Raw genomic sequence first — 17,609 nt, 5'->3', positions numbered from 1 at the left:
GGAAAATGGCATAGACCTGATGGGGGGTCAAGAGGCCGGGAGGCAAGGGACCGCGGGCCCCCTGTCGACAGGTTGGGCCGGAACCACTGGTGAACTGGTCAGCAACTGGCTAGCCTCGCACCGTACGGCGCAGCGCCGCACGGTGCGACTGCCGGGCAGGGAACGGGGGATGATCCATGACGGGCGAGGCGCCGCGGTCGCCGCTGAAGCGGGAGAAGGTCCGCGACCATCTGCTGGAGCTCGTCGAGTCCCAGGCGCCCGGCACGCCGATCCCGTCCGAACGCGCGCTGTGCGAGCGGCTGGACGTCTCGCGGCCCACGGTGCGCTCCGCCGTCGACGAACTCGTCAACACCGGCCTGCTCGTCCGCCGGCACGGCAGCGGCATGTTCGTCGCCCCGGCCAAGATCACCCAGGAACTCGCCCAGGGAGCCTCCGTCTTCACCCTGCCGCAGGCCGGGGGCGACTGGCTCAGCCGTGTGCTGGAGTTCGCCACCGTGCGGGCGGGCGCGCGCGTCGGCCGCAAGCTGCGCATCTCGCCCGCCGCCGAGATCGTCTACATCGCCCGGCTGCGGCTGGTCGACGGCGAGCCCATGGCCGTGGAGTACCTGCACGTGCCCGCCGGCCTGGTGCCCGGACTGTGCGCCGCCGACATGGAGTCCGGGGACTTCTACGCCTTCCTGCGCGACCGGCACGGCGTGCAGGTGCACGAGGCCGTCCAGTCCATCGAGCCCACGGTCGCCAACGAGGAGGAGGCACGGCTGCTCGCCGTGCCCGTGCTCTCCCCGGCGCTGCTCTTCGACCGCCTCACCTGCGACGCGCAGGGGCAGCCCGTGGAGTACGTCCACTCGCTCTACCGCGGCGACCGCTACCGCATCGTGTCCCGGCTCGCGCTGGCCGGCACGGTACCGGCGGGGCCCGCACCGGCCGGGCACCACCCCGGGATGCCCCCGGACGAGCGCGCCGCACCGGCGGGCACGCTCGCCTCCTTCGTCGGGGACGTCCAGCCGCGGTCTAGCTGAACGGGTCCAGGGTGATGTACGCCTGCTGCGGATTGCCGTCGTTGACCAGTGACTCGTGGTTGCCGACGTCGTCGAAGGCGAAGGCGTACGCCCTGCCGTCGGCCATCCGCTCGTGGAGGGCGCGGGCGTAGTGGTTGGTGACGGCGTCCTGGTAGAAGTTCGCCGCGCTCGTGTCGGGCTGGCCGGCGTTGACCAGCAGCGTCGAACGGTTGAACCCGGCGCACAGGGTGCGTGAGATCGGGCCGCGCACCAGGTCGTTGGGGGCGTCCAGCAGCTTGTAGCAGCCGAAGACGCTGTCGCTGTCGGGCTTCTGGAAGGAGGTGACCACCGACCCGGAGGAGTTGGTGAAGTTCATGACGTTGCCCGAGACGCGCCCGAAGTACCTGGTGCCGGGCTGGTTCGCGAACGGGGTCACGGTCAGGGTGGAGGTCGTGTACTTCTGCCAGACGCGGTTGATGTAGTCGTCCATGACCGTGCGCGGCAGCGCGCCGGTCTCGATGCCGTGGCCGGGGGACAGGGCGCGCAGGACCGTGCCGTCCGAACGGGTCTGGATCAGGCCGGCCCAGCCGCCGCCCCGGGCCCGCAGCGCGTCGAAGAAGCCGGTGTACCCGCCGGGCTTGAGGTGCCCGGTGGTCCTCACGGAGCCGTCGGCCAGCCCGACGCCGACCGCGTAGGGCGCCGAGACCATGTCCACCTGCGTGCTGTTGATCCACAGCCCGGCGTCGTTGAGGGTGTACTCGGTCCAGTTGAACAGGATGTCGCGGTTGGGGTCGCTCGGGTTCTGCACGGCGGGCTGGACCAGGCCGCCCGTCGTGACCTTGAAGACGAGTTTCTGGCCGTACGAGAAGTAGAGCCGCCCCGAGAACTTGGGCATGCGGATCGTGACCGACCGGCCGTTGGCCGGCCCGGCGATCGACGCGTCCGGTGCCGGCGTCGGCGGGTTGCCCCCGGCGGGCCAGGCGTGGAACGTACCGTTCGCGTCGGCCCAGCCCTGCTGTCCGGTCGACAGCTGGGTGCCGAGGTCGTACAGGTACACCGGCCCTGTCCGGCCGGAGTTGTTGGTGACGGTCAGCGGGATGGTGGCCGGGACGGCGGCGCCGGCACGGGACGTGCTGTCGAGGGCCGTCAGGCCCACGGCCACCAGCAGCGCGGCGAACAGCACCGCGAGGGCTCTGCGTTGTGCGACTCGGGCGTGCATGTGGTTCCTCCTCGTGTGGGGGGTGGAGGATGCGGGCGCTCCGATGAGAGCGCTCTCAAATCTCCGCGTCACAGCGCGCACTGTCAATCCGCTGTTCCCAAGTCGTTTGTACGGGAGGTGTGTTGCCGCGACGGGCCCGGCCGCTCTCGCGGCCGGGCGCCGCGTTCGCCGCTCTCCTCAGCCGCTGATGATCGACAACCCGATGACCACACCGGCCGAGACCGTGATCTTCCCCGGTGTCAGATCGCCCTCGCCGTCGGCCCCGCTGCCACTGCTGTGACTGCGGTGGGTGTTGCGCATCTGCTCGGAGTCCACGTCCTTGACGTGGATCACCGGGCCGAGCCGGACGGAGGCTGCCTCCGCGTACAGGGCCGCCTTCTCCCGGGCGGCGGCAACAGCGGCCTTGCGGGCCCGCGCACGCAGGTCCTTCTTGGTGCTCACGTCGAACTCCACGCCCTCGACATGGTTCGCCCCGGCCTCGACGACGTCGATGAGCACGGTCTCCAGGAGGTCCAGTTCGCGCAGTTCGATCACGAACGACGCCGTGCACTCGTAACCGAGGAACGTGCGCTCGTTTCCGTAGGTCCACGACGATCGCAGGTTCAGGCGCGACGAGGACACGGCCGCGTCGGGAATGCCGTGTCCGCGCAGCACCTCCCGGATCCGGTTGGTGCCGCCCCGCGTGACCTCGAACGCCTCACCGGGTGTCGGTCGCGTCTGTGCGACGGCCAGGCGCAGCCGGGCCAGATCGGGCGCGGCGTCCACACTGGCCGCACCGAACACGGATATGCCCCATGGGGCGTCTATGGTCTGATGGCTGCTCATGCCATCCATCCAACCAGGACGGCCCCAGGTTCCGAAGATCGGCGCCCGTCCGGCGGCCGCGCGGCGGAGTCGCCTGCGGGGCGGGTTCGGCGCCGTCGAGCCGGGACGGGGCACGGCCGCGAAGAGGTGGTCGTCCGCGGCCGGTCCGTCCCTGTGTCCCGGAGGACGACCTCCTCGACGTCGGCGTACGCCGGCCGATGGTCCTCGGCGGGAGTCTGCCGGACGGGCCCTGGGGGACGTCCCAGTTCCTGAGCGCGCCGTCGATCCGGACGACGAACCGCGGCGCGCCGTCCGGATCCCTGGCCCGCGATGACCCTCCGTCAGCCGAGCGCCGGGGGCCGTGGCGTTCTCCGGTCCCGCGGTCAGGTGGCGGGCGCGGGGCTCGGACCGGGGTCGGGCAGCGGGCCGGGTTGCGGTCCGGGACCCGGCGGTGCCGGGTCCGGCGGCACCGGATCGGGGCCGGGACGCGGCGGCTCCGGCGGTACGGGGTCGGGGCCGACGGGCGGCGGCAGGGGGCCGGGCGAGGGGCCCGGGCCGGGGCCCGTGGGACCTGGCGAGGGGACGGGGCTCGGGGGCACGGGGTCGGTCATGACCTGGTCCTCCTCGGACGTGGATCGAGGGGTTCTCCAGGACCGCGTACCCGGAGCCGCCGCGGTGACACGGCCCGTCGCGGCTGCGCCCTATGCCGCGGCGGCGAAGAGCTCCTCCGTGCCGGACAGCGACAGCAGCCGTCCCACCTGCCCGCTGACCGCGCTGAGCGTGACAGTGCGGCCGCTGTCCAGGGCGTGCAGGCGGACCCGCAGCAGGGCGTTGAGCCCGGCGCAGTCGCAGAAGGAGACCTCGCGCAGATCGACGTCGAGGCCGCCGGGGCCGTTCGTGCCGTCGCCCAGTACGGACTCCAGCGCGTGCCGCAGTGCCTCGGCGCCGTCCTGGTCGATCTCACCGGCGACGATGGCCAGTGGCCGGTCCTCGGCACCGCCGAAGCGGACCGTGAGCCGGTGAGCGGCCCATGCGGGACGGGGTGGGGGGAGGGGCGACACGGGGAGCTCCCAGTGGGGGTGGAACGCTCGATCCCCTTCAGGTTCGGGCCGCCCGCCGGTCGCGTCAAGCGAGACAGGGCGCGGACCGGCCCTTTCACGACACCGCCACGCCGTGCCGACCGGTCGTCCGCAGGATCCTCAGGATCCTCAGGATCCGGGGGGTTCGCCGGGTTCGCCGGGTTCACCGCCTGTTCCCGGCAGCAGGCGGCGGGCCGCGTGCAGCGCCGCTTCCACGGTCGGTGTGCCGGTGGCCGCGCACAAGGCGGTGCCGAGGTCCTCCCTGTGCCTGCGGCGGGTCTCGTCGTCGTCCTCGCCGGCCGGCCGCGTGCACAGCGACTCGTACCGTTCGACGAGCATGTACAGGACCACGGGATGCGCCACCAGCATGATCGGACTCCTTCCACCGCCGGCCGCGCTCCGGGGCCGGCGGGGGACCGAAGGACGGCCACCGGAAACCGGCTACCCGCCTTCCCCGCCTCCATTCGGGGTAGATGGCAGGCATGGGTGGTGGCGAGCAGCGGAGGTGCCGGCAATGGGGAGCTCGGAACTGTCCGACCGGGAGAGGCGCACGCTGGCGGGGATGGAGCGGCTGCTGAGCGCCGACGCGGTCCTCGAACGGCGGTTGCGCACCATGCGTCTGACGCCCCGTGACCGGGCGATGGACGCCCTGCGGGACCGGGGGACGTGGCGGTTCCGGCCGCGGGTGCTGCTCGTCGCGGTGCTCGTGGCCGTGTCGCTCGCCCTGCTGGTCGCGACCGTGGTGACCTGGCAGCCGGGCCTCGCGGCGGCCTTCGGGGTGAGCTGGCTGCTCGCCGTCACGGTGGCCTTCCGGCGGCCGGGGGCGGCCCCGCCGCGGAACTTCAGACCGCGCACCGGGTGACGACGCGACGTGCGGGCTTCAGCGGACCGCCGGCCGGCGGTCCCTGCGAGGGGAGGACGGCGACGACGGGGAATGCGACCGGCGCAGCGCCCGGCGGCGCCTGATCGCCCGTCGGTCGTCCTCGGTCGTACCGCCCCAGATGCCCGGGTTCTGCCCGCTGTCCAGGGCCCACTGGAGGCACTGCTCCTCCACCGGGCACCGCTCGCAGACCGCCTTGGCCCGCTCCTCCTGGGCGGCCCCCGGTCCTGACGCACCGACCGGGAAGAACAGTTCGGGATCCTCGTCGGAACAAGCGGCGCTTCGCCACCAGCCCATGACAACTCCTTCCGGAGACGCGTACGGAGTGCTGCGGACTCTGCCGTGAGACGTCGGGTACCCGATCGGAGGGGACCCATGCGGTGGCGGACGGGAACCTGGGCCGAGGAGAGGACGACCGGTCCGAGGATTCAACGCCACGCCGGATCCCGTACGTTGGGTTCAACGTGGACCGCATGGTCATGTGCGGCTTGTGCATGGGGAAGCGACGGTGCCGCCTCACGGATCCCCATCGACCCTGATCAGTCGAGCTCCAGGTACCAGCGGCGGTCGCAGCCGGTGGTGCGGGCGTCACTGGGCTGGAGCAGCACAGCCCCGAACTCACGGCCCGGTTGGACGAGGTGCCGTCCGATCTCGACGCCGCGCGGGCCGACCGAGACCTCACCAGAGCCCTGAACCAGCGTGGGTCAGAGGGCACCGCGGGGCGCTGAACGGCCGAGCCCCGCCCGTCGGCCGGTCGCCGTTACGAGTCGGCACGGAAGGAGATCCAGACATCGGGCGGCAGGTCCGGCCGACCAGGAATGGGCCTGCGCTCCTCGGACCAGGCCTCGCCGGCGATCTCGGTTGCGACACGCCGCCAGAAGCGGACTGCGGCCGCATTGGCGTCTTGGAAGGCGACTTCCCACCGCCCAGGATGGCTGGCGACGACCTGCTGAACGGCACGCAGGCCGATCCCCGCCCTGCGTGCTCCGCGAACCACGAAGAAGCTGTTCAGCACATGCGTCGGCTCAGTCAGAGCACGAACGAACGCGAAACCGGCAGGGCAATCGTCGCTGGTCAGCAAGTACGGCGCCCAGCCGGTCTCCGTGAAGGCGGCTTCAAGCCGCTCACCGCGGAACGTGCCGTCCGGGAAGGGGAGCCGGCCGCTGAATTCCGACATGTCGTGGCGGAACATGAGCCACAGCCGTTCGACGGCAGGACGGTCGTCAACGGTCGCGAGGCGCACGGAGACGTCTGGCATGGCACTCCTTTGGACAGGGGACCGACCGTCGGACATGCGTATGCCGAGCTCAGCGGTCGGTGCCGCGGGCTGTCGCCCGGGAAGGGTGGTCATGCCCCGGGCGGTTCCCGAGGGGCATGAAGAAAGCCTCCCCGGGGATGTGTGTCCGACCGGGAAGGCTTCAGTGATGACGGGATCATAGCGTGGCACCCGATCGGCGGGGACCCGCGCGGCGATGGGCCCGCCCGCGCGAGGACCGGACCGGGAACCGGCGGCACACGCCAACCCTGCACGGTGACTGCCCGGTTGGGTGGACCGGGCCCCGTGGAAACCCGGGTGCGGGTGGGTCACGGTCCCCCCTGGGCTGCGCTCGCGGGACGCGGTTCGCGCGGTTCTGGTCCGGGGTCCTGGGCTGGGAGCCGGTCGAAGGGCATGGCGGTGTCGCCGTGCTGCCCCCTGACGACGCCGGCTTCCCGCTGCGTTTCGTGCCGGGGGGCCAGGAGCCGAGGACCGGGCGGAACCGGGCGCACTTCGACCTGACGAGCGCCTCCCCGGAGGACCAGCGCCGGACCGTCGCCAGGGCACTGGAACTGGGCGGGAGCCATGTCGACGTGGGCCAACTCCCCGAAGAGGAGCATGTGGTCCTCGCCGATCCGGACGACAACGAGTTCTGCGTGATCGAGGCGGGCAACATGTTCCTCGCCGGCACGGGCCTCGTCGGAGCGCTGTCCTGCGACGGCACGCGGGAGGCCGGCTGCTTCTGGAGCGAGGCCCTGAAGTGGCCGCTTGTCTGGGACCAGGACGAGGAGACCGCGATCCAGTCGCCCGACGGCGGGACGAAGATCACCTGGGGTGGTCCTCCGATACCGCCGAAGACCGGCCCCAACAGGCTGTTCCTGGAGCTGGAGATCCCCGCCCACGCCGACGGGGAGGCGGAGGCCGGCCGCCTGGTCCCGCTCGGCGCGACACGCGCCGGCACTGGTGCCGGCACCGGAATCGGGGACGCCGAGCGGATGCTGCTGCTCGACCCCGACGGCAACGAGTTCACGCTGTGGACGCCCCGGTAGGCGCTCGTCACGGACGTCAGGTTCGCCGGGTCAGCCCCGTACCGGGAAGGACGCCTGGAAGGCGAGGCGGCGTCCCGCCTGTTCGCCGATCCGGCCGAGGACGTCGTCGAGCGCGAGGAACTCCTCCCAACGGGACGTGCCGTTGGCCTCGGCCAGTCGTGCCACGAGGCGGTCCTCCAGATCCGGGACCCGCTTGTTCTTCCACACCTTGTCGGCGGTGCTGACCAGCAACTCCTCCGTCGTCACCGCCGGTCGCGCCCAGGACGCGTGGGTCCCGGCGAAGCGGGCGAGCTCCGCCGGGAAGCCGTGCGCCAGCAGCAGCTCCCGGCCCGCCTCCTCGTGCGCGGAGCCCGGGCCGGACAACTCGGCCTCGTGGACGGTCTTGCCGATGTCGTGCGTCGCCGCGCCGAAGAGCACCGCCTCGCGGTCCAGCGGGAGGCCCGGGCAGTGCTCCCGTGTCCAGCCGGCCAGCTCATGGGCGACGTCGTGGACGGCCCGCAGGTGCGCCGCCAGGCGGGGCGGGGCCTGAAGGCGCAGCAGGAGGGCGGTCACCGCGGGCGGCAGCGGGCGCATCGGCGGGTCGCCCGGGTCGCCGAGAGCGCGTTCCAGCGGATTCGGTGGGGTCATAGGGGTCCGCAGCGTAGAGGACGCCCTGCCCCGACGGGCGTGCGGTCCGTGATTTCGCGCCGCTTCCTGTGAGAATTGCGTTCCCACCGTTGGAGGACCACGCATGCCCCACCAAGCGCACGGCTCGACGCCCCCGGACGCGCCTCCCCTCACCTGCGACGAGCCGGGCTCCTTCGCCTGGAACGTCTTCCAGGTCCGTCACCCGGTGCTGATCGGACGGATCCTGGAGGCGGTTCCCTTCGGCGGCGCACAGCGCCAGGCGTGCGCAGCGCTCCTGGAGGAGTCCCGCCACGGCACCGTCGCCCCGCTGCCGGCGGACGCGGAGGACGCGGCCGTGTGGGAGCGCTGGGGACAGGGGATGTACGGCCGAGGGTGGCCCGAACTGCCGTTCCTGTGGGCGGAGTCGTACTTCTACCGCAGGCTGCTCGACGCCACGGGCCATCTCGCCGGAGGGCCCTGGCACGGTCTGGACTTCTTCGCGCCGTTCAAGGACGCCGAGCTGGACGGCCACGGCTTCGCCGGCGACCTCGCAGCCCTCGACGACCTGGCCGCGCTCACCCAGGAGGAGCGGGAGCACCGCCTGCTGACCGCCGCCGTCTGGGGGAACCAGGCCGACCTGGGCTTCACCATCGCGGGCGAGCCGGGGGGCGCCCCCGAGCCGTCCGGGACGTACGTGGCCGACGAGTCCGACCGGCTGTGGCCGCTCCTGGACGGCGGGCGGGTCGTCGTGGTCGCCGACAACAGCGCCCGCGAGATCCTCGCCGACCTTGTGCTCATCGATCACCTGCTGGCCACGGGACGCGCGGGGCACGTCGAGCTCATGCTCAAGCCGCGCCCCTACTTTGTCTCCGACGCCACTCCCCGCGACGTGCTGACGTGCCTGCGCCGTATGGCGCACGCGCCCGGCGCCGCCGGGTCGATCGGGCACCGGCTCGCCGAAGCCCTGCGCACGGACCGCCTGACGCTGTCCACCCACCCGTTCGCCTGCGCGCCGCTGCCGTACGACGCCCTGCCCGGCGACCTGCGCGAGCGCTTCGCGGCGGCCGCCGTCACCGTGATGAAGGGCGACCTCAACTACCGCCGCCTGGTCGGCGACCGGCAGTGGGCCGCGACCGTGCCGTTCGCGGACGTCACCGCGTACTTCCCCGGCCCGGTCGCGGCCCTGCGCACCCTCAAGTCGGACACCCTCACCGGCGTCGACGCGCGGACCGTCGCCCGTCTCGACGCCACCGGCACGCCCTGGCGTACCACCGGCACCCACGCGCTGATCCAGGTGGGGATCCCCGGCTAGGCCCCCGCCAGGGCCCTCAGCGGCCCGCGGACGCCGAGGCGAGCCCGGGGGGCGCGGCGGCGAGGGCCGAGCGGATCGCCTCGACCAGCGCGAGCGCGGCCTCCTCGGTGAGCTCGACGGCCACCCGCGCCGAGGGGCCCAGCTCCGGGTTCATGAAGTCGATGTTGACGGTGTGCTCGAAGGGCGCGTGCTGCGGATGGTCGACGTAGACCATCGCGTCGGTGAGCGCGAAGTAGCCCTGCGCGCCCTTCCCGCTGCCCTCGATGCGGACCTTCTCCGTGAGGTAGGTGCACATCAGAGGTGCTCCCCGAAGAACGTGAGGATCCGGGACCAGCCGTCGACGGCCGCCTGCGGCCGGTAGCTGGGCCGGTCGACGGCGAAGAAGGCGTGGCCCGCGTTCTCGTAGCTGTGGAACTCGTACGGCTTGCCGTGGGCCTTGAGCTCGGTCTCCAGCTCGGCGACGTGCTCGGGCGAGGGATAGCTGTCCTCCACGCCGAACAGCCCGAGCAGCGGGGCGCGCAGGTCCTTCGTCAGGTGCAGCAGCGGCTCGACCTGGAGGGGGAAGCCCTCCGGCGGCCGGCCCGCGACGAAGGCGCCGTAGCAGTCGACGGCCGCCTGCACGTCGAGCGAGGCGTCCACCAGGAACGCCTGCCGCCCGCCGGAGCAGTAACCGATGACGCCCACCCGCCCGTTGGACGACGGCAGCCCGCGCAGGTACGCGGCCGCGCCCGCCACGTCGCCGAGCAGCCGCTCGTCGGGCACGCCGCCCCGGGCCCGGGCCGTCGCGGCCGCGTCGTCGGGGGAGGCGCCGGGGGCCTCACGGCTGTAGAGGTTCGGGCAGACGGCCGCGTAGCCCTCCGCGGCGAAGCGGCGGGTGATCTCCTTCGACGGGGCGTCGTAGCCCGGCATGTGGTGGATCACCACCACACCGCCCAGCGGACCGGGGGTCATCGGGCGCGCCGCGTACGCCTCGATCGGGTCGTCGTCGTGGCCCGTGACGGTGATCGTCTCGGCCAGGATTGCGTCGTACATGAAAGGGGTTTCCCTTCGAGGTGACGGATGATCGACACGATAGTCCGCCGTTCCGGAAGGCTCCCTCCCAGGTACTCAGCCCAGCCCTCCGACGGCGGTACGGACGCGCGCGGCCAGTGCCTCCGGCAGCCGGGCGTGCCCCTGCCGCACCGCGGTCTCCTGGCCCTGTGCGCCGACGGTGTACGACAGGAACGCCTTGAGCGTGGCGAGCGAGCGGGCGTCGTTGCCCTTGGCGCACACGAGCGCGGAGTCGACCCTGGCGAGGGGGTAGGCGCCCTCGGCGTGGGTGGCGGGGTCCAGTGCGACGGTCGCGAGGGACGGGTCGCCCGCGCCGACCGCCGTGGTGGTCGCGGCGGAGGTCGCCGCCACCGGCTTGGACGCGCCGGTCGCCAGCCGTACGGTGTCCAGCCCGGCGGCGTCACCCAGGTCCAGATAGCCGATGGCCCCGGGGACCTGCGTCACCTGGGCGCGGAGCCCCTGCGAGCTCTGGGCGCCCCGGCCGCCGCGCCCCGGCCACGATGTGCCGCTGCCGTGCGACCACGCGGCGGGGGCGGCTCCGGCCAGGTAGCCGGTGATCGTCCTGGTGGTGGCCGAGGCGTCGGAGCGGTGGACGGCGGTGATCGCCTGCGACGGCAGTGCCGTGCCGGGATTGAACCGCCGGATCGCCGGATCGTCCCACCGGGTGATCGCGCCGTCGAAGACCGCGGCGAGCGTGGGCGCGTCCATGACCAGGTCACGGACGCCGGGAAGGTGGTGGACGACGGCCATGGGGGTGGCGGCGAGCGGCAGGACCAGGGCGCCCCCGGCCGGGCACCGCTGGTCGGCCCGCGTCCGGTCCGCGGCGCTCAACGGGCTGTCCGTCAGGGCGAAGTGGGTGGTCGCGCTGGTGAAGGCCAGCACGCCTGCGCCGGTTCCCGTCGGGTTGTACCGGACGTCGGCGCCGGGGCAGGCCTTGGCGAAGCCGCTGGTCCACGCGGTGACCACGGGGTCCACGCTGCTCGCGCCGCTGCCCCGCAGGTCCCCGTTCGCGCCCGCGCACGAGAACGCGGCGGCGGACGCCTTGGACGCCCCGGAGGACGTGACCCCGCTCGGGCCGCCCCTGCCCGCCCGCCTCCCTCCGTCGCCGTCGCCCCCGTCGACCAGCAGGGGGACGGTGACGGCGGCCGCCGCGACCAGCAGCAGCGCCGCGCCCACGGTGAGCGCGACGCGGGTCCGGGAGGGCCGGGCCCGCTCCCCGGGCGGTCCCGTGGGGTCACCGGGGGCGGGGCCGAACTCCCCGGCGGGCGGCGGCGGTACGGCCGGACGCAGGGTCGGGGTCGGCAGCCGCGCCGGCACCGGGGCGGGGGCCGGCGGGGCGTCGAAGGGGACCGCGTCTGCGATGTCCGAGGCGCCCGGGGCGTCCGGGACGGGCGTCATGAGCGAGTCGTGCAGGCCCTCCACGGTGGGCCGCCGCTCCGGGTCCTTGGCGAGGCAGGACGTCACCAGGGGACGCAACTCCTCCGGCAGGCCGCCGAGGTCCGGCTCCTCGTAGACCACGCGGAAGCCGATGGCGTGCGAGTTGTCGCCGCTGAAGGGCCCGTGCCCGGTGGCCGCGAACGCGAGCACCGAGCCGAGCGCGAAGACGTCCGCCGCGGGACCGGCGGTGTCCGCGGTGAACTGCTCGGGCGCCATGAAGGCCGGCGTGCCGACCACGACACCGGTCTGGGTGAGCCGTTCGCCGTCGGCGGCGTGCGCGATGCCGAAGTCGATGACCCGGGGGCCGTCCTCCGAGAGCAGCACGTTGCCGGGCTTCAGGTCGCGGTGGGTCAGACCGGCCCGGTGGATGTCGCGCAGCGCCTCGACCAGCCCGGCCGCCAGCTGCCGCACCTCCCGCGCGGGCAGCGGGCCCTGCGCGGTGACGCGCCGGTGCAGGGAGTCACCGGGGACGAAGAGCGTGGCGAGCCAGGGCTGTTCCGCGTCGGCGTCGGCGTCCACGACGGGTGCGGTGAAGGCCCCGCTGACCCGGCGGGCGGCCGCCACCTCGCGCCGGAACCTGACCCGGAACTCGTCGTCCGTGGCCAGTTCGGGGCGGATCACCTTGACGGCCAGGCGCCGTCCCGACACCGACCGGGCGAGGAACACGACCCCCATGCCCCCGGCGCCGAGCCTGCCTTCCAGCCGGTACCCCCCGACGGACCGCGGATCGCCGTCCAGCAGCGTCACCTGTGCGCTCCCTCCACGCCGCCCCGCCCTCCTGAGCAGCACTCAGCATAGGGAAGCGCGGGCGGGGTTCCGGCACCGGCCGCTCCTGGAGGAGATGCCGGAACATGCCCGCCTCGTGACGCGGCGGTGCGCCGGGTTCACAGCGCGCCGCCGGTCCCGTCCGCCGGTTCGCCGAGCGGCTGTTCGGCCCAGATGGTCTTGCCGCGCACCTCGTAGCGGGTGCCCCACAACTTCGCGACCTGGGCGACCAGGAAGAGACCGCGCCCGCCCTCGTCGGTCTCCAGCGCACGGCGGGCACGGGGCGAGGTGTTGCTGCCGTCGGAGACCTCGAGGATGAGGGTGCGTTCGTGGATGAGGCGCAGCCGGAGCGGGGGCCTGCCGTACCGGATGGCGTTGGTGACCAGTTCGCTGACCAGTAGCTCGGTGGTGAACTCCAGCTCGCCCAGGCCCCATTCGGCCAGCTTTTCCACGGTGAGCGTGCGCGCCCGCCCGACGGCCTCCGGCTCGGAGGGCAGCTCCCAGGTCACGTGCCGGTCGGGTTCCAGCCCGTGCACGCGCGCGAGCAGCAGCACGTCGCTGTTCCCGGCCGAACCGGGTGAACCCTGAAGAACAGGCGAACCTGCCCGCAGACGGTTCAGGACGGCGTCGCCCGCCTCGCCGAGCGACGCGAGCCCGCCGCGGGCGTGCAGGGCCGACACGATGGCCGGGTCGGACAGCGCCTCGCGCAGCCGCGCGGAACCCGCCCCGCGGTCACGCTCGCCCGGCGCGCCGAGCAGCCCGCCGGTGTAGAAGGCCACGACATCGCCGTCGGCGAGGGTCACCTCTCCCGATTCGTACGGGACCGCGCCGACGCCCAGCGGGGCCCCGACCGGGACGTCCACGAAGGAGGCCTGCCCGCTCGCGCCGACGTGCACCGGCAGCGGGTGGCCCGCGCCGGCGAAGCGGCACTTGCGGGAGATCGGGTCGTAGACCGCGAACAGGCAGGTGCGGGCGGCCTGTTCGGGGGGTTCCAGCGGGGCGGACCGGTCGTTGAGGGTGCGTTTGACCTGGTCGTCGAGATGGGTGAGGAGTTCCTCGGGCGACAGGTCGAGGTCCGCGAGGGTGCGCACAGCCGTCCGCAGCCGCCCCATGGACACCGCCGCGTACAGTCCCTCGCCGCCGGCGTCGCCGATCACCATCGCGACCCGGGCGCCGGAGAGCGGGATCACGTCGAACCAGCCGCCGCCGAGCACGGCCTGCTCGCCGGACGGCAGGCAGCGCGACACTGCCTCCACGCAGCGCAGTTCGGGCAGGCTCCGCGGCAGCAGGTTGCGTTGCAGCGTCAGCGCCGTGGTCCGCTCCCGGGTGTAGCGGCTGGCGTTGTCGATGCACACCGCGGCGCGGGTCACCATCTCCCTGGCCAGCGGCAGGTCGTCGTCCTCGAAGGGGTGCGCCCGGGTGATCCGGACGAAGACCGCGGAGCCGAGCGGCGCGCCGCGGGCGAACATGGGGACCAGCAGCCAGGAATGGACGCCGTACCGGGCGGCCAGGGCCGCGCGCGCCGGATCGGACGCCGCCAGCTCGCTCGTGACCTCCTCGCCGCTCAGACGGACCGGTTCCCCGTCGGCGAGGGCGCGCCGGGTGTGGGAGTCGGGCGCGGAGGCGAACGTGTCCACGTCGCCGGTGGTGAGGATGGATTTCGCCAGGTCGCTGGCCTCCATGGTGCTCGCCGCCCGCCGCAGTACGACCGTCTCGTGCAGCGGGCCGGTCACCGGCTCGGCCCCGCCGAAGACCGGGTCCAGCAGATTGACGTAGGCGAGGTCGGCGAAGCGCGGCACGGCCACGTCGGTGAGCTCCTGCGCTGTGGAGAAGACGTCCAGCCGGCTGCCGATGCGGGCACTGGCCTCGTTGACGAGGTCGAGCCGCTCACGGGCGCGGGACTCCTCGGTGGTGTCGGTGACCATGTGCGCGAGCGCCACCACGTCACCGGCGGCGCCGCGCAGCGGCAGGATGGTCTCCTGCCAGACGGTGTCCCGGTCCGGGTCGCGCGGGTCGCGGCCGCGGACCTCGGTGCCGATCAGCGCCTTCCCCGTGGCGAGGACCTGCCGCTGCCGGCTCTCCAGGGCGTCCACGTCGAGCAGACCGGGCGGCGCGGCCTCCCGCATCGTCCGCCCGACGACGTCGTCGAATCCCGGCGCGCGCTTGCGCGAGTCGTTCTGGGCGACGAAGCGCAGGTCCCGGTCGAAGACGTCGATGATGAACGGCGACTCGGTGAACACACCCTGGAGCAGAGCGTGACGCAGGTCGCCGCGCCGCACCGTCTCGGCGTCCTCGACCTGGAGCAGCCAGTGCTGCCGTCCGGACAGGAAGAGTGGATGGGCGCACAGCACCACGTCGACCCGGTGGCCGTCGAGGTGGCGCAGACCCGCCATGCCGAGCACGACGGAGCGGTCCTTGCGGCGGCGTTCCATGACGCGGGCCGCTTCGTCCGCGTCCGCAGTGGTGTGCAGCAGATGGACGGCGGGCTTTCCGATCACCTGGGCGGCCGGGTGCCCGAGCAGCCGTTGCGCGCCGGGACTCCAGCTCGCGATGGCGCCGCGGTCGTCGAGCACGGCGTACGCGTCACCCTTCACGGGCGAGCCGCCCGAGGCGTCAGGGAGCACCGCGCCGCCCGCGTCCGCGCGGCCGGTCCGGGCGGCGGTGCCTCGTAGCAAGGACCTCCACAGCTCAATACTGCCTTCAGGCAAGATCTGGAGCACCCGCTGGCGGCCCACCGCGGCCGGGGTCCCGCCGGGCCCCCGCACCGATGAGTTCCGTGCGCCGCCGCGGTCCCTGTCGGTGAGGAAAACCGACATCCAGGGGAGTCCCATGACGCAGCAGTTCCACGGCCCCGATACCGCGGGGCAGCCCGACCTCCGACCTGCCGCGCTCGGCGTGGCCGCCGTGCTGGAGCGGATCGGCGACGACCGGCTCGGCGCTCCCACCCCGTGCCCCGACTGGACCGTGGGCCGTCTCATCGGCCATGTCGCGGGGCTGTGCGCGGCCTTCCGCGACGCCGCCCGCAAGGACCTCGGGCCCACCACCGACAGCGATCCCGCCGGCGCGCTCCCGCCGGACCCGCCGGCGCGGTGGCGCTCCGGCCTGCCGGACCTGCTGGCCGGCATGGCGGACGCCTGGCGCAGCCCGCTCGCGTGGGAGGGCCGCACCCGCGCCGGAGGGGTCGACCTGCCGGCCGGCGCGGCCGGGTGCTTCGCCCTCAACGAGCTCCTGGTGCACGGCTGGGACCTGGCTCGTGCCACCGGCCAGGACTACCGGCCGGACCCGGCGGGCCTGGAGGCGGCGCTCGCGCTGCTCACCCCGTTCACCGCGGGATCGGACGGCTCCGGGCCCTTCGGCCGCCCGGTCCCCGTACCGCCGAGCGCGCCGCCGCTGGACCGGCTGGTCGCGCTCACCGGACGGGATCCGGGGTGGCGTCCGCCGCGCTGAGCGGCCGGCGTCCCCACGCGGAGATCATCGGGGCGGTGGCGAGGTCGAGGGCGCCGGTGGCGACATGGGCCAGATGACGGTCGATCTCCTCGTCCGTGGCCAGGCCCGCCGCCACCAGCCGGCCGCGGATCTGCCGCACCGTCGCCGCTTCCAGCACCGTGCAGGCGGGGGAGGTGATCGGGAAGTACGCGTCGGCGCGCACGTCCTCCAGGCCCGCCTCGCGCAGCAGCCTGGGCAGTGTCCTGCCGTACGCGAGATCGGCGCCGCGCTCCGCCATGAGCGTCCGGAATCCGGACCGGAGGCGGTTGGCGAGCTCCTGCGCGGGCCCCGACTCGTCCGGGCACAGCAGGGGCTGCAGGCCCGGGTCGGCGTCCTCCAGCAGCAGGACGCCGCCCGGGCGCAGCGCCTCGACCATCCGCCGCAGGGCCTCGGCCCGGTCGGTGACGTGCACCAGGACCAGCCGCGCGTGGACCAGGTCGAAGCCGCCCTCCGGCGGCGGGTCGGCGGCGACGTCGTGGCGCCGTACGTCGATCACGCCGCCGGCCGCCTCCCGCGCCCACGACACGTCGATGTCGGTGGCGACCACCGTGCCGCCGGGCCCGACACGCCGGGCGAGCCCCAGCGGCACGGACGGGCCGCCCGCGCCCACCTCCCAGCAGCGCATCCCCGAGCCGATCCCCAGGGCGTCGACGTGGCGGAACGTCACGGGGTCGAAGAGCTCGGCGAGGGCCCCGAAGCGGACGCCCGCCTCGGACTGCCGGTTGTCGAGCAGGTAGCCGGTGCCGGGTTCGTGTGTCGCCATGACGCGATGTTCGCAGACGGTGCCGTTACAAAGGCCCTCGGGCCGCCGCGTCAACGTCGCGCCCGGGTCGCTTACCCCTGTGAGTGACACGTCGTCGCGCGGATGACGTGTGCCGACCGGGTCGATGTATCAGGCAATGACGGGGAGTGTCCTATGACATTGACAGATGTCGCCTACAGGTGAGGGTTACGGATATGTCCGCATTCCGTAACGTGAAGCGGATCTTCCGGATTTTGCCGTCGCGGCAGGTCAGAGTTGGGTCATCGGCCAACCGCCGAGGTAACCGCACCGCGTCACCGGAGCACGGGAGTTCCGGGACGCACCCTGATGAGGGGGCATCATGTCTGCTTCGTTCAACGCCCGTCGCGTCATCGCCACCGTCCTCGCCTCCGGCGCCGTCGTGGCGGCCGCCGCCATGCCGGCCTCCGCGGACAACGGCCGCGGCCACGGGCACGGCCCGTCCCCCCGCACCTCGGTGTCGATCGGCGACGTCCGGCACGACGAAGGCGGCCGCGGGGTCCGCTCGAACCGCGCGCTCAACACCGAGTGGGTCGAGGTGGTCAACCGGGGTCGCGACACCGTGAACCTGCGCGGTTGGACCCTGAGCGACAGCGACGGCAACCGCTACCGCTTCAACTTCCTGCGCCTCCCCGGCCACTCCAAGGTGCGCGTGCACACCGGCCAGGGCCGCGACAGCCGGTTCGACGTCTTCCAGGACCGCCGCAAGGGTGTCTGGGACAACCGTGACAGCGCCACGCTGCGCAACGACCGCGGTGGCTTCGTGGACAGCAAGGAGTGGGGCGGCCGTCGTCACCGCTGAGCCCGTACCGGGCAGCGCCCGGTGAACGAGCGGCGTGCCGCGACATCCAGTCGCGGCACGCCGCCTTTGTGCGTCCTGCCTGCTGC

General features: G+C 73.5%; 18 protein-coding genes. 6 read left to right on the top strand and 12 right to left on the bottom strand.

Features of this window, described 5'->3' with window-relative positions; all coding sequences use genetic code 11:
• Nucleotides 1–176 precede the first annotated feature (176 nt).
• Entirely contained in the window at nucleotides 177–1,019 is an 843-nt protein-coding gene (locus tag ACIP64_RS15440; protein ID WP_401586101.1) for a GntR family transcriptional regulator, read from the top strand.
• Here ACIP64_RS15440 and ACIP64_RS15435 read toward each other — a convergent pair.
• From ACIP64_RS15435 to ACIP64_RS15420, 4 genes are all read right to left on the bottom strand, one after another.
• Nucleotides 1,012–2,217 carry a glycoside hydrolase family 64 protein gene (locus ACIP64_RS15435; protein WP_401586099.1) on the bottom strand — a complete coding sequence of 402 codons (1,206 nt, stop codon included), beginning with the start codon at nucleotides 2,215–2,217 and terminating at the stop codon, nucleotides 1,012–1,014. The genes ACIP64_RS15440 and ACIP64_RS15435 overlap by 8 nt on opposite strands.
• A 177-nt stretch (nucleotides 2,218–2,394) precedes the next feature.
• Complete coding sequence (locus ACIP64_RS15430; protein ID WP_401586096.1) at nucleotides 2,395–3,042, bottom strand: SIMPL domain-containing protein; 648 nt, start codon at nucleotides 3,040–3,042, stop codon at nucleotides 2,395–2,397.
• Between the two features lie 680 nt (nucleotides 3,043–3,722).
• Nucleotides 3,723–4,082, bottom strand: coding sequence for an STAS domain-containing protein (locus tag ACIP64_RS15425; protein ID WP_401586094.1), 360 nt, complete (start codon nucleotides 4,080–4,082; stop codon nucleotides 3,723–3,725).
• Between the two features lie 147 nt (nucleotides 4,083–4,229).
• Entirely contained in the window at nucleotides 4,230–4,469 is a 240-nt protein-coding gene (locus ACIP64_RS15420; protein ID WP_401586092.1) for a DUF5133 domain-containing protein, read from the bottom strand.
• 145 nt (nucleotides 4,470–4,614) lie between these two features.
• Here ACIP64_RS15420 and ACIP64_RS15415 point away from each other — a divergent pair, with 145 nt between their 5' ends.
• Nucleotides 4,615–4,962 carry a hypothetical protein gene (locus tag ACIP64_RS15415; RefSeq protein ID WP_401586090.1) on the top strand — a complete coding sequence of 116 codons (348 nt, stop codon included), beginning with the start codon at nucleotides 4,615–4,617 and terminating at the stop codon, nucleotides 4,960–4,962.
• 18 nt (nucleotides 4,963–4,980) lie between these two features.
• Here the strand turns inward: ACIP64_RS15415 and ACIP64_RS15410 are convergent, their stop codons facing one another.
• Together ACIP64_RS15410 and ACIP64_RS15405 are read right to left on the bottom strand one after the other, a co-directional pair.
• The gene (locus tag ACIP64_RS15410; RefSeq protein WP_401586088.1) at nucleotides 4,981–5,277 is read right to left on the bottom strand and encodes a WhiB family transcriptional regulator; all 297 of its coding nucleotides are present in this window, start codon (nucleotides 5,275–5,277) and stop codon (nucleotides 4,981–4,983) included.
• A 463-nt stretch (nucleotides 5,278–5,740) separates the two neighbouring features.
• The gene (locus ACIP64_RS15405; RefSeq protein WP_401586085.1) at nucleotides 5,741–6,238 is read right to left on the bottom strand and encodes a GNAT family N-acetyltransferase; all 498 of its coding nucleotides are present in this window, start codon (nucleotides 6,236–6,238) and stop codon (nucleotides 5,741–5,743) included.
• A gap of 338 nt (nucleotides 6,239–6,576) precedes the next feature.
• Here ACIP64_RS15405 and ACIP64_RS15400 point away from each other — a divergent pair, with 338 nt between their 5' ends.
• A complete protein-coding gene (locus ACIP64_RS15400) occupies nucleotides 6,577–7,284 on the top strand; it encodes a VOC family protein (RefSeq protein WP_401586510.1) in 708 nt (235 codons plus the stop codon).
• A 30-nt stretch (nucleotides 7,285–7,314) separates the two neighbouring features.
• Here the strand turns inward: ACIP64_RS15400 and ACIP64_RS15395 are convergent, their stop codons facing one another.
• Complete coding sequence (locus ACIP64_RS15395; protein WP_401586082.1) at nucleotides 7,315–7,911, bottom strand: HD domain-containing protein; 597 nt, start codon at nucleotides 7,909–7,911, stop codon at nucleotides 7,315–7,317.
• 103 nt (nucleotides 7,912–8,014) lie between these two features.
• Between ACIP64_RS15395 and ACIP64_RS15390 the strand changes: the two genes are divergently transcribed.
• Nucleotides 8,015–9,202: a damage-control phosphatase ARMT1 family protein gene (locus tag ACIP64_RS15390; protein WP_401586079.1), complete on the top strand. Its 1,188-nt coding sequence runs from the start codon at nucleotides 8,015–8,017 to the stop codon at nucleotides 9,200–9,202.
• Between the two features lie 16 nt (nucleotides 9,203–9,218).
• On the opposite strand, the gene ACIP64_RS15385 is transcribed toward ACIP64_RS15390, so the two are convergent.
• From ACIP64_RS15385 to ACIP64_RS15370, 4 genes are all read right to left on the bottom strand, one after another.
• The gene (locus tag ACIP64_RS15385) at nucleotides 9,219–9,497 is read right to left on the bottom strand and encodes a DUF6295 family protein (protein ID WP_401586076.1); all 279 of its coding nucleotides are present in this window, start codon (nucleotides 9,495–9,497) and stop codon (nucleotides 9,219–9,221) included.
• Nucleotides 9,497–10,234 carry a dienelactone hydrolase family protein gene (locus ACIP64_RS15380; RefSeq protein ID WP_401586074.1) on the bottom strand — a complete coding sequence of 246 codons (738 nt, stop codon included), beginning with the start codon at nucleotides 10,232–10,234 and terminating at the stop codon, nucleotides 9,497–9,499. The genes ACIP64_RS15385 and ACIP64_RS15380 overlap by 1 nt, the downstream gene beginning before the upstream one ends.
• A gap of 75 nt (nucleotides 10,235–10,309) precedes the next feature.
• Nucleotides 10,310–12,436, bottom strand: a complete 2,127-nt coding sequence (locus ACIP64_RS15375) for a substrate-binding domain-containing protein (RefSeq protein ID WP_401586072.1) — start codon at nucleotides 12,434–12,436, stop codon at nucleotides 10,310–10,312.
• Between the two features lie 137 nt (nucleotides 12,437–12,573).
• The gene (locus ACIP64_RS15370) at nucleotides 12,574–15,129 is read right to left on the bottom strand and encodes a SpoIIE family protein phosphatase (protein WP_401586070.1); all 2,556 of its coding nucleotides are present in this window, start codon (nucleotides 15,127–15,129) and stop codon (nucleotides 12,574–12,576) included.
• A 154-nt stretch (nucleotides 15,130–15,283) separates the two neighbouring features.
• Here ACIP64_RS15370 and ACIP64_RS15365 point away from each other — a divergent pair, with 154 nt between their 5' ends.
• A complete protein-coding gene (locus ACIP64_RS15365; protein WP_401586067.1) occupies nucleotides 15,284–15,901 on the top strand; it encodes a TIGR03086 family metal-binding protein in 618 nt (205 codons plus the stop codon).
• Here ACIP64_RS15365 and ACIP64_RS15360 read toward each other — a convergent pair.
• Nucleotides 15,864–16,703 carry a class I SAM-dependent methyltransferase gene (locus tag ACIP64_RS15360; protein ID WP_401586064.1) on the bottom strand — a complete coding sequence of 280 codons (840 nt, stop codon included), beginning with the start codon at nucleotides 16,701–16,703 and terminating at the stop codon, nucleotides 15,864–15,866. The genes ACIP64_RS15365 and ACIP64_RS15360 overlap by 38 nt on opposite strands.
• Before the next feature lie 340 nt (nucleotides 16,704–17,043).
• Between ACIP64_RS15360 and ACIP64_RS15355 the strand changes: the two genes are divergently transcribed.
• Nucleotides 17,044–17,523, top strand: coding sequence for a lamin tail domain-containing protein (locus ACIP64_RS15355; RefSeq protein ID WP_401586062.1), 480 nt, complete (start codon nucleotides 17,044–17,046; stop codon nucleotides 17,521–17,523).
• Nucleotides 17,524–17,609: the final 86 nt, after the last annotated feature.

Origin of the sequence: Streptomyces sp. NPDC088733 (assembly GCF_044751185.1) — a bacterium.
GTDB lineage: Bacteria > Actinomycetota > Actinomycetes > Streptomycetales > Streptomycetaceae > Actinacidiphila.
The sequence above is the reverse complement of the archived record's forward strand: the minus strand, read 5'-3'. Positions and strand labels throughout refer to the sequence as shown.